This window comes from Mammaliicoccus sp. L-M44, assembly GCF_022386355.1.
Taxonomy (GTDB): Bacteria; Bacillota; Bacilli; order Staphylococcales; family Staphylococcaceae; genus Mammaliicoccus; species Mammaliicoccus sciuri_A.
Genome location: NZ_JAJNIU010000003.1, coordinates 1 through 13,667, shown reverse-complemented (window position 1 = coordinate 13,667; position 13,667 = coordinate 1). Strand labels below are relative to the sequence as shown.

The 13,667-nt window shown below is 32.8% G+C and carries 15 protein-coding genes; 5 read left to right on the top strand and 10 right to left on the bottom strand.

The features are described from left to right. Positions 1 to 4 precede the first annotated feature (4 nt). Positions 5 to 1,060 carry a M24 family metallopeptidase gene (locus tag LQ611_RS02105; protein WP_103354277.1) on the top strand — a complete coding sequence of 352 codons (1,056 nt, stop codon included), beginning with the start codon at positions 5 to 7 and terminating at the stop codon, positions 1,058 to 1,060. Further along, the gene (locus tag LQ611_RS02100) at positions 1,057 to 1,686 is read left to right on the top strand and encodes a copper homeostasis protein CutC (RefSeq protein ID WP_107565388.1); all 630 of its coding nucleotides are present in this window, start codon (positions 1,057 to 1,059) and stop codon (positions 1,684 to 1,686) included. The genes LQ611_RS02105 and LQ611_RS02100 overlap by 4 nt, the downstream gene beginning before the upstream one ends. A 46-nt stretch (positions 1,687 to 1,732) precedes the next feature. Here the strand turns inward: LQ611_RS02100 and ald are convergent, their stop codons facing one another. Beyond that, positions 1,733 to 2,845 (bottom strand): alanine dehydrogenase, encoded by a 1,113-nt coding sequence (ald, locus tag LQ611_RS02095; RefSeq protein ID WP_025904324.1) that lies wholly within the window; start codon positions 2,843 to 2,845, stop codon positions 1,733 to 1,735. A 232-nt stretch (positions 2,846 to 3,077) separates the two neighbouring features. On the opposite strand from ald, the gene LQ611_RS02090 reads away from it, so the two are divergent. Then, positions 3,078 to 3,584 carry a universal stress protein gene (locus tag LQ611_RS02090; RefSeq protein ID WP_025904325.1) on the top strand — a complete coding sequence of 169 codons (507 nt, stop codon included), beginning with the start codon at positions 3,078 to 3,080 and terminating at the stop codon, positions 3,582 to 3,584. Between the two features lie 279 nt (positions 3,585 to 3,863). Here the strand turns inward: LQ611_RS02090 and LQ611_RS14095 are convergent, their stop codons facing one another. From LQ611_RS14095 to sppA, 6 genes are all read right to left on the bottom strand, one after another. Further along, complete coding sequence (locus tag LQ611_RS14095) at positions 3,864 to 3,992, bottom strand: hypothetical protein (RefSeq protein ID WP_258028098.1); 129 nt, start codon at positions 3,990 to 3,992, stop codon at positions 3,864 to 3,866. A 129-nt stretch (positions 3,993 to 4,121) separates the two neighbouring features. Continuing rightward, positions 4,122 to 5,318, bottom strand: a complete 1,197-nt coding sequence (locus LQ611_RS02085; protein ID WP_107590593.1) for an acetate kinase — start codon at positions 5,316 to 5,318, stop codon at positions 4,122 to 4,124. A gap of 75 nt (positions 5,319 to 5,393) precedes the next feature. After that, positions 5,394 to 6,338 (bottom strand): class I SAM-dependent methyltransferase, encoded by a 945-nt coding sequence (locus tag LQ611_RS02080; RefSeq protein ID WP_239709318.1) that lies wholly within the window; start codon positions 6,336 to 6,338, stop codon positions 5,394 to 5,396. A gap of 60 nt (positions 6,339 to 6,398) precedes the next feature. After that, complete coding sequence (gene tpx / locus LQ611_RS02075; RefSeq protein ID WP_239709317.1) at positions 6,399 to 6,899, bottom strand: thiol peroxidase; 501 nt, start codon at positions 6,897 to 6,899, stop codon at positions 6,399 to 6,401. Positions 6,900 to 6,978: 79 nt separating this feature from the next. Beyond that, entirely contained in the window at positions 6,979 to 7,530 is a 552-nt protein-coding gene (locus LQ611_RS02070; RefSeq protein ID WP_025905505.1) for an RDD family protein, read from the bottom strand. A 12-nt stretch (positions 7,531 to 7,542) separates the two neighbouring features. Next, positions 7,543 to 8,538: a signal peptide peptidase SppA gene (sppA, locus tag LQ611_RS02065; RefSeq protein WP_025905506.1), complete on the bottom strand. Its 996-nt coding sequence runs from the start codon at positions 8,536 to 8,538 to the stop codon at positions 7,543 to 7,545. An 85-nt stretch (positions 8,539 to 8,623) separates the two neighbouring features. Between sppA and LQ611_RS02060 the strand changes: the two genes are divergently transcribed. Then, the gene (locus tag LQ611_RS02060; protein WP_204174848.1) at positions 8,624 to 9,427 is read left to right on the top strand and encodes an NAD kinase; all 804 of its coding nucleotides are present in this window, start codon (positions 8,624 to 8,626) and stop codon (positions 9,425 to 9,427) included. 59 nt (positions 9,428 to 9,486) lie between these two features. On the opposite strand, the gene LQ611_RS02055 is transcribed toward LQ611_RS02060, so the two are convergent. Genes LQ611_RS02055 through LQ611_RS02045 form a run of 3 tightly spaced genes read right to left on the bottom strand, consistent with a single transcriptional unit; the run spans position 9,487 to position 12,660 of the window. Then, complete coding sequence (locus LQ611_RS02055; protein WP_025905508.1) at positions 9,487 to 10,260, bottom strand: sulfite exporter TauE/SafE family protein; 774 nt, start codon at positions 10,258 to 10,260, stop codon at positions 9,487 to 9,489. A gap of 47 nt (positions 10,261 to 10,307) precedes the next feature. After that, positions 10,308 to 11,525 (bottom strand): tRNA uracil 4-sulfurtransferase ThiI, encoded by a 1,218-nt coding sequence (gene thiI / locus LQ611_RS02050; protein ID WP_025905509.1) that lies wholly within the window; start codon positions 11,523 to 11,525, stop codon positions 10,308 to 10,310. Beyond that, on the bottom strand, positions 11,515 to 12,660 hold the full coding sequence (locus tag LQ611_RS02045; RefSeq protein ID WP_025905510.1) for a cysteine desulfurase family protein: 1,146 nt from the start codon (positions 12,658 to 12,660) through the stop codon (positions 11,515 to 11,517). Before LQ611_RS02045 ends, thiI begins: the two co-directional genes overlap by 11 nt. Positions 12,661 to 12,973: 313 nt before the next feature. Between LQ611_RS02045 and LQ611_RS02040 the strand changes: the two genes are divergently transcribed. Beyond that, positions 12,974 to 13,667: transposase (locus tag LQ611_RS02040; protein ID WP_239709316.1), on the top strand; the 694-nt coding region annotated here is incomplete at its 3' end.

Below are 13,667 nucleotides of genomic sequence, written 5' to 3'. Positions count from 1 at the left end.
AATAATGGAACATAATGAAATTGCAACATTTTTAAAAGATAAAGGTGCGGACGCAGCATGGATTACAACGCCTTTAAACATCTTTTATTTAACAGGTTATTTATCTGAACCACATGAACGTCTATTTAGTTTATTAGTCACTAAAGATGGTGAAGAAACGCTATTTTGTCCAAAAATGGAAGTAGAAGAAGCTAAAAATGCAGGTTTCACTGGAAACATCGTTGGATACTTAGATACAGAATCACCATTCGATTTGATTGAACAACAATCTTATAAAACTTTCGCGATTGAATCAGAGCATTTATCAGTTAAAAGACTTCGTGAAATTGAAAAAGCATTTAATGTTGAAACAATTGTTGATATTGATCAAGTATTAAAAGATATTAGAAATGTAAAAACAAATGACGAGATTGAGTTGTTACAAGAAGCGGCTAAATATGCAGATTTAGCTATTCAAGCTGGCGTTGATAAATTAGAAGTTGGCGTTTCTGAAATTGAAGTATTAAATCATATTGAAACAACTATGAAACAACATGGTATTTCTAAGATGAGCTTTGATACTATGGTATTATTCGGCGATCATGCAGCAGCTCCTCATGGTACACCAGGAGAAAGAACTTTAAAAGAAAACGAATATGTACTATTTGACCTAGGTGTCATTTATAAAGGTTATTGTTCAGATATCACTAGAACTGTTCCATTCGGTACACCTTCTGATAAAGCACAAGAAATTTACAATGTCGTTCTTGATGCTAACAAACAAGCGATTGAAATGATTAAACCAGGTGCTAAAATTGCTGACTGCGATAAAGTAGCTAGAGATATTATTAGCAATGCTGGTTATGGTGAATACTTCCCACATAGACTTGGTCACGGACTTGGATTAAGTGTCCATGAATTCCCAGACATTTCAAGTGCAAATACGGATGAATTCAAACCAGGCATGGTATTAACAGTTGAACCTGGAATATACGTTCCTGGTGTTGCTGGTGTTAGAATTGAAGACGATATCGTTGTAACTGAAGACGGACATCGCATACTAACAGGCTACCAAAAATGATTAAAGAAGCTTGTGTAGAAACAATTTCGCAAATTGAACATGCTATTAAAAATGGTGCAAATCGAATTGAACTTTGCGATAACCTTTCAGTTGGTGGCACAACACCAAGTTACGGAATGGTAAAGATTGCAATAGAATTATGTCATCAACATAACGTTGAAGTCGCTGTCATGATTAGACCTCGTGGTGGAGATTTTAATTATAATTATTTCGAATATGAAATCATGAGACAAGATATATTACATCTGAAAGATTTGAAAGTTGATGCATTTGTATTTGGATGCTTAGATGAACACAGACATCTTGACGAATGGAAGATGAAAGCATTAAAAGAAACATGTGGTATCATACCCGCCGTTTGTCATATGGCGTTTGATTCTATTAATCCATATCATCAATTAAAATCATTAGACTGGTTAATTAAACACCAATTCAGTCGCCTACTAACACATGGCGGACCAAGTGATAGTGTGATATTTGATAACATTAACCATTTAGGAAAGTTGTTGATTCACTCAAAAGGCAATATCACAATCATGCCAGGTGGCGGACTCAATAAAGATAACTTATCACAATTAATAGAAGACATACCATTCGATGAAGTACACGGTACAAAAATCGTATAATAAGAAAAACCTGAGACGAAATTCGTCTCAGGTTTTTTTGGTGGAGTTATCTCAAAACTTCTTGATAAGGTGTGTATTCTTTATCAAAAGCTTTTGCAACTTCTTTATATGTTAATTTACCATGTATTGTGTTTAAGCCTTTAGCAAGTGCTTCGTTATCTTGACATGCTTTAACGTAGCCTTTGTTTGCTAATTGAATTGCATATGGAGTTGTTGCATTATTTAATGCAATTGTAGATGTTCTTGGAACTGCTCCTGGCATATTAGCAACTGCATAGTGTACGACACCATGTTTAACATATGTTGGATCATCGTGTGTCGTAATTCTATCTGATGTTTCGAATGAACCACCTTGGTCAATCGCGATGTCTACTAATACTGAACCTGGTTTCATTTTCTTAACCATTTCTTCAGTTACAAGTTTTGGTGCTTTAGCGCCTGGGATAAGTACTGATCCAATTACTAAATCACTTTCAACAACTGCTTCTTCAATATTTAATGGTGATGACATCATCGTTTGCACGCTTGCACCAAATAAATCATCTAATTGTTGTAAGCGTGTAGGATTTAAGTCAATAATCGTAACGTCTGCTCCAAGACCAACTGCCATTTTAGCAGCATTTGTTCCTGCTTGACCTCCACCGATTATTGTTACTTTCCCTCTTTTAACACCTGGCACACCAGATAATAATATTCCAATGCCTCCGTGTGTTTTTTGTAGGAATTGCGCACCAATTTGAGTTGACATTCTTCCAGCTACTTCACTCATTGGCGCTAGTAATGGTAATGAACGATCGCTTAACTGAACAGTTTCATAAGCAATTGCAGTTACTTCATTTTCTAGTAATGCATTTGTTAAAGCCTCTTCAGCAGCTAAATGTAAGTATGTAAATAGAATTAAGTCTTTCTTGAAGAATTGATATTCTTCTTGTAATGGTTCTTTAACTTTCATAACCATTTCAACATTCCATGCTTCTTCTTGACTTACAATTTCTGCTCCAGCTTGTTGATAATCTTCGTTAGTAAATTGTGAACCTAATCCTGCTTCAGTTTCTACTTTAACAACATGATTTTGTGCAACTAAACTTGCCACGCCACTAGGTGTTAATGCCACCCTATTTTCGTTATTTTTAATCTCTCTTGGTACTCCAATAATCATTTTTCATTCCTCCTTGTTTTTATCATAACGCCACTAATTTGAAAGCGCAATCATTATTATTCAATTTTTATATTATCCTTATTTTCTAAATTTTTTAAATTTTCTTACTACAGCTAATTTTAACACACATTATATAAAAATCGTGTAAATTCCCTATTATTTAAAAGTTTATAATGTTATTTTTTCAGAAAATTATGATATAATTAAACAAAAGAACTAGGAGGCGGTTTCTATGTTAAGTTACAAAAATATTTTAATTGCAGTAGATGGATCAACTGAATCAGAATGGGCTTATAATAAAGCTGTAGCCGTTGCTAAACGTAATGACGCTAAATTAACAATTGTTAACGTTGTAGATTCTAGATCATATGCAAGTGTTGAAGCCTATGATACTCAAATAGTAAATAAAGCAACAAGTTTTGCTGAAAGTTTATTATCTGGATATAAAGAATTCGCTGAGAATAATGGTGTTCATAATGTAGCGACTAAACTTGAATTCGGATCTCCAAAAACAGTTATTCCTAAAAAATTAGCAGTAGAATTTGACGTAGATTTAATCATGTGTGGTACTTCTGGATTAAATGCAGTAGAACGATTTATCGTCGGTTCTGTATCAGAATCAATTGTAAGAAACTCACCATGTGACGTTCTAGTAGTAAGAACAGAAACAATGCCTGAAGATTTCGAACCAGTTGTAGCAACAAAAGAATTATTCGAAGAACACCACGAAGGTAAATAAATATCAGAAAAGCGTTCAGTCGTAATGGCTGGACGCTTTTTTCATTTTTAAATGATTTTTATAAAATTTTTAAAACATGTGAGTTTATTCCACCTTTAACTCACATCTTTTTCAATCTCGTGAGTTTACTTCCTCATTAACTCACATCTTTCCTAATCTCGTGGGTTTACTACCTCTTTATCTCATATTCTCCCCAAATCACATAAATCTATTACTCATTTTCACATATTTTCTATTACAATAAAAAAACATTCAACCTTATGGCTGAACGCTTTTATATTAGTTTTGATTATTATTTTGATCTTTTAAGTTTTGGTTATTTTCTTGTTTCTGTTTTTTAGATTGTTCTCTAACGACTCTACGTGTAACAATTCTAACTAATTTCATTAATGCTCTTTCTGGTCTCATTTATATATCCTCCTTAGAATATGCATTACTTACATATAACCGTAGAATCACTTTTTAAACATAAAAAAAACGAGACTGGCATCTTATTCACATATAAGATACGCCTGTCTCGCTTTTAAAAATACTTTATTATCCTAAGTTACCAAATTTCACAACGTCACGTGCAATCATAACTTCTTCGTCAGTTGGAATTACAATAACTTTTACTGGTGAATGTGGGTAGTTGATGAACGCTTCTTCTCCATGTAAACCTGTGTTTAAGCGTTGATCCCAATAAACACCCATGAATTCTAATCCTTCTAATACTTTAGCACGAACTGTGTCAGAGTTTTCCCCTACACCAGCTGTAAATACAATTGCATCTAAGCCGTGCATTCTTGTAGCATATGATCCCATATATTTATGGATTCTAGATGCGAATACATCTAATGCTAATTTAGCACGTTCGCTACCTTCGTTAGCATCTTGCTGAATATCTCTTAAGTCACTTGATGAACCTGAAATACCAAGTAAACCTGATTCTTTATTAAGGATATTTAATACTTCTTCAGCATTTTTACCAGTTTTCTCCATGATGTATGGAATTAAAGCTGGGTCAAGGTTACCTGAACGTGTACCCATTGTAACACCTGCTAATGGTGTGAAGCCCATTGAAGTATCAACAGATTTACCACCGTCAATTGCAGCAATAGAAGCACCATTACCGATATGACAAGAGATAATTCTTAATTGATCTAATGGACGATCTAATAATTCTGCTGCTCTTTCAGATACATATTTATGACTTGTCCCATGGAAACCATATTTACGAATACCGAAATCTTTATAGAAGTTGTAAGGTAAGCTGTATAAATATGATTCTTCTGGCATTGTTTGGTGGAATGATGTATCGAATACTGCAACGTGTGGGATACTTGGTAATAATTTTCTAAATGCTTTAATACCCATGATGTTTGCAGGATTGTGTAATGGTGCTAAATCAGTTAATGATTCGATTTTAGCTAATACATCTTCAGTAACAAGTGCTGATTCTGGGAATAATTCTCCGCCGTGAACAACACGATGACCAGTACCTTGAATATCATTAATGTCTTCGATGATATTGTGCTCTTTTAAAGCTTCAATCATGATATTTACTGCAACTTCATGATTTTCAATATCTAATGTTTTTGTGATTTTTTCCCCGTTTACCGAAATTGAGAAAATTGAATTTTTCAATCCGATACGCTCGACTAATCCTTTTGTGATAACTTTTTCTTCAGGCATCTCAAATAATTGGAATTTTAAAGATGAGCTACCAGCATTAATTGCTATAATTTTTGTCATTTAGACTTCCTCCTGATAATACTATTCTATACTATTTAAACACTAATACAGTTATGAATCAAGCATTAATACAGTTTATAAAGAATGATTTTCTTTCATCCATTCATCTACTTCTGATAAAAACGTTTGCAATTGAGATTGTGCCTTGAAATCTGGTATATTTGCTAGCAATACTTCAACACTCTTAGTATTTCCAGGGTCTTTCTTCTGTAAAATCAATAGTGATTTACGTGATTGTTCTGTCTTGAACAATGAATTAGGAAAGTTTAAAAATGCTTGCATTTCTGTTTCTGTTGCAATATATTTTTGAAGCTGTTTCACTTCTTCACCTTCAAAGATATTTGTTGGTACGATTAAGAATACATAACCACCTGGTCTTGTTGCTGTAACAGCTTGTCCTAATAATAAATAATGACTATAACTATGCCCTTCATCAAAGCCTAATTTCATCTCTTTACTGCGTTCATCAACTGGATAATATCCGACTGGTAAATCGCCGACAATGACATCCGCTTCTTCTAAAGGTAGTGGCATAATAGCATCTTGTGGGTATACATCAAATGGTATTTCTAAGAAGTTAGCTAAATGTATACTTACACGTTGTAATACAGGATCTACTTCAATCAAGTGGTGCATCAATGTCTTATCTTGATTTTGTTCATTGATTGTTGCACTCAAATGTCCTGTACCACTTGCAATATCTACAATGTTTAATTCTTTTTTGTTTTTATTAAATAAGTTTACAAGGTAGCTTAAAATAAACCCAATTGAATCTGGCGTCATTTGATGATTGGGTTGAATCACTTCTTCTTTTAATAAACTTAAATAAGCAAATTGGAACGCTTTTCTTCGTTCTTGTAATGTTGATTGTTCTAAAAGATCTCTTTGGTTTGTATAAATGTCTTCCATTGCCAAACCAAGATTCTCTATATAGCTTTGTCCATTCTCGTCGTGGAGGTCTTTACTTTTTACATCAAGTTTTTCAAATAATACTTCCATCATATTCTTTTCTTCAGTCATAATTGCCCTCTTTCGTATAAAAAGCTGTCCACTAAATGGACAGCAGTTTATGGTTGTTAATTAGTCTAAATTTTTAAATGCTTCTAAAGCTTTGTCATAGTCAGGATGGTTTGTACCTTCACTCACTATTTCTGCATAAACAACTTTATTATCTTTGTCCAAAACAAATACTGAACGTGCTAATAAACGAAGTTCTTTCATGATAACACCATAGTTTTCACCAAATGATAAATCACGGTGGTCACTTAATGTAATCACATTATCTAAACCTTCAGCTGCACACCATCTTTTTTGAGCAAATGGTAAGTCGTTAGAAACCGTTAAGACAACGCCATCTTGTTCATTTGCAGCTTCTTCATTAAATTTACGTGTTTGTTGACTACACACGCCTGTATCTAAAGAAGGTACGGCACTAATAAGTTTCTTTTTACCTTCATAGTCTTTTAATGTCTTTTCAGATAGGTCGTTTGCTAATACAGTAAAATCAGGTGCTACTGAACCTACTTTAACTTCCTCACCTAATATTGTAATTGGTTCATTCTTGAATGTAACTTGCGCCATAAAAAAAGCCTCCTTATTCATGATAAATATATTTTATCATGATTAAAGAGACTTTAAAATTCTTTTGATTATAACTTAATTATCCAATCACATTTTGGAAGTCTTTTCTCATTTGAACATATTTGTTTTTGAGAACGACTGTTTCCCCAAAATAGTCATGAATACCTTTATGCTTTTTCGTAAATGCTACTACAATATATGGAATGCCTAATAATGCACCAGAGATAATTCGCCCGATCCATTCTCTAAATAGAACATCCTTCAATTTGAGCGGTTGTGCATCTTCTCGATAGACACTTAAACCTAAGATCATCTTGCCTAGTGTTGCTTTAAAATAATACGTCATCAACACGAAATATAAATAAAATATTAAGGCACTTGCCATATTTTCAACACTGAAGTATGGAACCCACAGATATGAAGTATTAATACTTGTAAGTGCAAATATCGGACTTAGTACAATACCTTTAAATCCTGCTAAAGCTAAAATATCGATGATATAAGCTAAAAATCGGACCCAGAATCCAGCAAATACGATGGATTTAATATCAGACATATATTTATTGACAGTACGCTCAATTTCACTTTGTTCACGTGTAGTAGCGACTTGTTCATAACTTGTTTCTGTCATTACAATCCCTCCTTATTCACCGTATAAATACATAGGTTGTGGTGATTTATTCGCTTTAATTAAGGCTTCGTATTTAGTCATATCATCTAAACCTATCATAGAAGAAAGTTTACTTTTAGCAGCCATTGGGAAGTTTAAGAATCCTCCTGTTGTATCATACGTTATAACTTGTGCATGTTTTGATTTTATGTCACTTCTTAATGCTTTAATAGCATCATCTTCATAACCAATTTCATCAATTAAACCGTTTGATTTAGCTTGTTGTGCAGAATAAATTCTACCGTCAGCTAATTTCTTAACTTCTGATTCTGACATATGTCTACCATCTTTAATGACATTTACAAATTGTTTATAACTATCATCAATGATGGATTGCATGATATCACGTTCTTCTTTCGACATTTCTTTCATTGGGTTCAAGATTTGTTTATGTTTACCAGAAGTTACAGATTCATCTTTCACACCTAGATCATTCGCAAGTTCTGAATAATTAATGCTTGAGATAATAACCCCAAGTGAACCTGTTAATGTTTGTGATCCTGCATAAATTTTGTCAGCTGGTGTTGAGATATAATAGCCACCTGATGCTGCCATATTTTTCATTTGAACATAAACTTTTTTATCTTTAGCTTTAATTTCTTCTAATTTTTTATGTATTTCATCACTTTCATATGTTCCACCACCTGGTGAATTGACAACTAGAAGTACACCTTTAACTTGATCGTCTTTTTTAATTTTATCAAGTTGTTTTAAGAAGGATTGATGATTATACCCTCCACCACTAAATAATGACTCTTGGACACCTGTATCTTGAATGGTACCATCTACTGATAATTTAACAATTTTGCTACTACTATCACTACCAGATACGACAGACTCACTTATGCCATCTGAATCTGTTACTGCTTTTTTCCACGAATCGTCTAAAAATATGCCAACTGTGCTGACAACTATACCACCTACAACTAAAACAGCTGCGATGATTATCGCAATAATTCGTTTAGACATAGTATCATCCTTTCTATTTTAAATATTTACATTTATAATAATAACAGACTTTAATAATAACTGTAACTTTTGGGAGGAACAAATTATGACTTCGTATAAACGTATTTATTTATTTAGTTCAAAAGACCGTGACGTATTAGAAACACGTGAAAAAATCCAGAAAGAAATGGAACCACACGGATTTGAATTTATTTCAAATTACGATGATGCAGATATTATTGCTTCAGTCGGGGGAGATGGGAGTTTCTTACAAGCTTGTAGAAAAACGAACTTTAATAAAGACAAAGTTTATATTGGTATCAAAACACGACTAGATCAGAATTACTTATATGTTGATTTTAGTATAGATGACATTCCACATTTAATTGAATCTATTGATTCTCATGAAGTAAGTGTCAGAAAATATCCTGTCCTAGAAGTAAACTTGAATAACCAAATGTCTTATATGTGTTTAAATGATTTTTACATTAAATCAAGCGTCATCAAGCCGATGAAGATGGAAATATACATTGACGACGAATACTTCGAGGCATTCAACGGAGACGGTTTATTAATTTCAACACCAACAGGATCAACTGGATATAACAAATCATTAGACGGCGCAATTATTGACCCTAAAATTAGAAGCATGCAATTAACCGAAATCGCGTCACTGAATAATAACAATTTCAGAACAGTGAGTAGTTCAGTAGTATTGGGTGATACAAGAACCCTTAAAATCATTCTTGATAAAGAAGGTAACTATTATCCAATTATGGGACTAGATAATGAAGCATTAAGTATTCAAGAAACAGACTTTATTTCACTTAGAATTCAAGATAAATATATTCGAACATTGAAATTACCTCAGAATTCATTCTGGAGTAAAGTACAAAGAAAATTCTTATAAAAATAAGCAACAACCTCATAAATTAAAACACCTTAGCGCATAGACGCTAAGGTGTTTTTTTACATAAAGTGACTACTAATATAGTCATATAGATTTTTGAGAATTAACGTTATCGTTACAATAATAAATAATACTTTAACGTAAGATACGCCTTTTTTAATTGCAAATGTAACCCCTAAATACGAACCGATTACCATAGATACTGCCATACTTAATCCATAGATATAATTGACATGTCCTAAAACCATAAATAACAGTAATGCACCTATGTTAGAAGCAAAGTTTAAAAATTTAGCATTTCCGGCTGCGTGTAAATAATCAAGACCAATCATTAATAAAGCAAATAGGAAGAATGATCCTGTTCCGCCTCCAAGAAATCCATCATAATAACCAATTACCGTTACACCAATAATAAACAAGATTGCTTTTTTTAGTGACAATTTCTTATATCGATTAATGTCTCCCCAATCTTTTTTTACAATTGAGTATATGGTTACAAGTGCCAATATAATGATTGCCAATGGCTTTAAATATTCTGGTGGTAAATATGTAGCCGTAATCGCACCAAATATCGAACCTACAAAGGATAATGGAAATAATTTACCTACAATATCGAAATCTACTTTCTTCGCTCTTATAAATTTCATCGTACTCGTAAATGAACCGAATGAACTCGCTAATTTATTTGTACCTAGAGCTGTGGCTGGATCCATTCCTACTGCTAGTAATGCAGGTAAAGAAATCAATCCTCCTCCACCTACAACTGAATCGATAAACGATGCAATTAAACCAAACAAAATAATGATTAATAATATATTTAAATCAAACTCCATATGGATATCTCCTCTACTTTAATGATAACGACATCCCAACGTTCGTATTAAAGTAGTTCATCCATCCATTCGTCTTTTTGTTGATTCAAATCATCATGCTTAGAAATTGTAAGTGTTTCTACATTTTTAACCGCTTCATCAATTAGTGGACCAAAATCAAATTTTGATTCAAAATATTCCACTTTTTCTAGTTTAGGATTTGTCTTTGGATTTTTTGGTGTAAATATCGTACAACAATCCTCAAATGGTTGAATTGATAAATCAAATGTATTAATAGCTTTCGCTTTTTTAACAATGTCTTCTTTATCAAATGTAAGTAACGGACGTAAAATCGGCATTGATGTTACGCTATTAATAGCATACATACTACCTAAAGTTTGGCTCGCTACTTGTCCTAAGTTCTCACCATTTACAATTGCATGTGCACCGATTTCATGTGCTACTTTCTCAGTAACTCTTAACATCATTCTTCTTGTACTTGTCATTGTATAGCTTTCTTCAACAACTTTATGAATTTGCTTTTGAAGTTCTGTAAAATGTACAATATGCAATTTGATATCGCCTGTTAAGTGTGCAAGTTGTTTTGTTAAATCGATTACTTTTTGTTTAGCCTGTTCACTTGTATACGGCGGACTATGAAAATGAATAGCTTCAATTGTCACGCCTCGTTTCATCACTTCCACACCTGCTACTGGTGAATCTATTCCACCTGAAAGCATAAGCAATGTTTTACCACCTGTCCCAACAGGTAATCCACCAGCGCCTTCAAGTACGCGGTTGTACATATAAATAGCGTCTTTACGAACTTCTACTTTAATTTTATGATCTGGTTGTTTAACATTTACTGTTATGTGATCAGTGTTTTGAAGTACATGCCCACCTAACTCTTGTTGCAATTGAAAAGTATCAAGTTCAAACGTTTTATCAGCACGTTTGACGTCAATTTTAAATGTGTCTCCATCTTTAAAATCATGCGCAAACTTTAAAGCGACTTCTTTCATTAAATCTAAATCTTTTTCAATTCGAACTACTGGACTTACAGAGTGTACGCCAAACACAGTTTGAATTCTGCTCATCATTTCTTCAATGTCAGAACCTTCGTGTACATCGATATACATACGGTCACGATTTGCCCGTACTTTATAACCTTGAAGTGGCATTAATCGGCTTTTGATATTTGCTTTTAATTTATTCACAAACATATTTCTATTACCTGTTTTTAAAGTCAGCTCTCCGTATCTCACTAATATGTGATCATAATTCATATTTTATTAACTCCTTTACCTCTTTATATACTTTATCAAAGGCATCTTTAAAACGTTCTATTTGTTCATTCGTTAAATCTGGTGCAATACTTATTCTTATACTTCCTTCAATAACAAGGTTACTTAATCCCATTGCTTTTAACGTTTCGTTATGAGAACTTTTCTTTGAAGAACATGCACTCGTTGTAGACAAATAAATTTCAAATTTAGAAAATGCATTGACTAATACTTCACCTTTAACGCCTGGAAAAGAAATATTTAATATATATGGTGCTGCATCGATTGGTGAATTAATCAAGACACCTTTATATTGTTCTACAAAAGCTCTAATTTCTTTACCTCTTTGACTTAATACTTGAGCATTATCTTCCATATGATCGTTCATTATTCTCATCGCTTTTGCTAATGCAATATTGACAGGTGCATTAACTGTACCGCTTCTTAAGCCTTGCTCTTGTCCGCCACCAAATATAATTTGTTTAATCGATTTAATTTGTTTAATTGCCAGTATACCTGAACCTTTTAATCCGTGGAATTTATGTGCGCTTAAACTATAACTATCTGCTAAATTAATATCTAATGGTAATTTTCCATAACCTTGTACACCATCTACATGAAAATGTACTTTAGGATAACCTTTTAAAATTCGACTAATTTCTTCAATTGGTTGAATCTGCCCCATTACATTATTGACATGCATGCATGTAACAAGAACAACATCATCGTTAAGCAATTCTTGTAAAGATGATATATCTAATTTCCCATCCTTCGTCGTTTTAATATATTTCAAATTAAAACCTTCGTCCTCTAATCCTCTCATCGTTTCAAGAACTGACGGATGTTCCATTTTAGTTGTAAGGATTGTGTTACCAAATCTCTTCTTCGCTTTCGCCATCCCTTGAAGTGCGATATTATTCGATTCAGTAGCACCACTTGTAAATATAATATTGAATGGATCTTTTAAATTTAAATATTGCTTAATATTTTCTCTTGCTTTATCAAGTAAATGAGCAATCTTTATGCCGGCAGAATGAGGACTATTTGGATTGAAAAAGTAATGTTGATTCATTTGTGTATATGTTTGAATAACGTCCTCATTAGGCTTTGTCGTTGCAGCATTATCAAGATATATCATACTGTCACCTCTTTTTTTCATTATATAATGATACCACAAGTCATTTCGTATAGATATACTAATTGACTTAGAAAAAACATCCATGAACTCAGAAAAAAATAAAGGCAAAGACATTTACCATGTCTTCGCCTCAGAGTGTCGACAAAGTCTTAGACTTTGCCGGCATTTTTTTATGCGCATGCTTTCCGCGGGCATGTTCTCAGCCTGTAGTCTTCGAATCATGCTGTTCCCGCAGGAGTCAGCGCTAAAAAAATACCAAAAATTAATAATCCATTTTATAATATAGTTGAAATTTTATTTAGGAGTTGATTCTATGTTAAATAAATCCGAGAATAAACGTGACCAATATGAAATGATTTCTGTTTCAGAGTTAGTACCTAAAAATCATTTATTGAGAAAAGTTGATAAAATATTAGATTTAAACTTCGTTTATGAACTTGTTGAAGATAAATACTGTTTAGATAACGGACGTCCTTCTATTGATCCTGTTATCTTAGTTAAGATCTTACTGATTCAAAGATTATTTGGCATAAAATCAATGAGGCAAACTATTAAAGAAATTGAAACTAACGTAGCTTACCGTTGGTATTTAGGATTTAGCTTTCTTGATAAAGTCCCTCATTATGGTACATTCAGTAAAAATTATACAAGACGCTTTCATGATACTGACCTGTTTGAACAAATATTCGAAAGAATATTAGAAATTGCGATTAAGAATAACTTAATTGACCACTCAACGTTATTCATTGATTCAACACATATCAAAGCTAATGCGAATAAAAATAAATATATTAATCAAGTTGTAAAAAAGGATACATTACATTTCCAAGAAGAACTTAATAATGAAATTAATCAACAGAGGTTAGCGCAAGGAAAAAAGCCCATAAAAAATAAGAAAAAGGAGGAGTTTAAAAATAAGAAAGTCAGTACTACCGATCCAGAAGCTGGTTACTATGTTAAAGGTGAAAGAGAAAAACAATTTGCGTATAGCTTACATAGTTGTGTAG

Coding starts and splice junctions, on each gene's coding strand:
- LQ611_RS02105 (WP_103354277.1), top strand. CDS start 5: ATGGAACATAATGAAATTGCAACATTTTTAAAAGATAAAGGTGCGGAC.
- LQ611_RS02100 (WP_107565388.1), top strand. CDS start 1,057: ATGATTAAAGAAGCTTGTGTAGAAACAATTTCGCAAATTGAACATGCT.
- ald (WP_025904324.1), bottom strand. CDS start 2,845: ATGATTATTGGAGTACCAAGAGAGATTAAAAATAACGAAAATAGGGTG.
- LQ611_RS02090 (WP_025904325.1), top strand. CDS start 3,078: ATGTTAAGTTACAAAAATATTTTAATTGCAGTAGATGGATCAACTGAA.
- LQ611_RS14095 (WP_258028098.1), bottom strand. CDS start 3,992: ATGAGACCAGAAAGAGCATTAATGAAATTAGTTAGAATTGTTACACGT.
- LQ611_RS02085 (WP_107590593.1), bottom strand. CDS start 5,318: ATGACAAAAATTATAGCAATTAATGCTGGTAGCTCATCTTTAAAATTC.
- LQ611_RS02080 (WP_239709318.1), bottom strand. CDS start 6,338: ATGACTGAAGAAAAGAATATGATGGAAGTATTATTTGAAAAACTTGAT.
- tpx (WP_239709317.1), bottom strand. CDS start 6,899: ATGGCGCAAGTTACATTCAAGAATGAACCAATTACAATATTAGGTGAG.
- LQ611_RS02070 (WP_025905505.1), bottom strand. CDS start 7,530: ATGACAGAAACAAGTTATGAACAAGTCGCTACTACACGTGAACAAAGT.
- sppA (WP_025905506.1), bottom strand. CDS start 8,538: ATGTCTAAACGAATTATTGCGATAATCATCGCAGCTGTTTTAGTTGTA.
- LQ611_RS02060 (WP_204174848.1), top strand. CDS start 8,624: ATGACTTCGTATAAACGTATTTATTTATTTAGTTCAAAAGACCGTGAC.
- LQ611_RS02055 (WP_025905508.1), bottom strand. CDS start 10,260: ATGGAGTTTGATTTAAATATATTATTAATCATTATTTTGTTTGGTTTA.
- thiI (WP_025905509.1), bottom strand. CDS start 11,525: ATGAATTATGATCACATATTAGTGAGATACGGAGAGCTGACTTTAAAA.
- LQ611_RS02045 (WP_025905510.1), bottom strand. CDS start 12,660: ATGATATATCTTGATAATGCTGCAACGACAAAGCCTAATGAGGACGTT.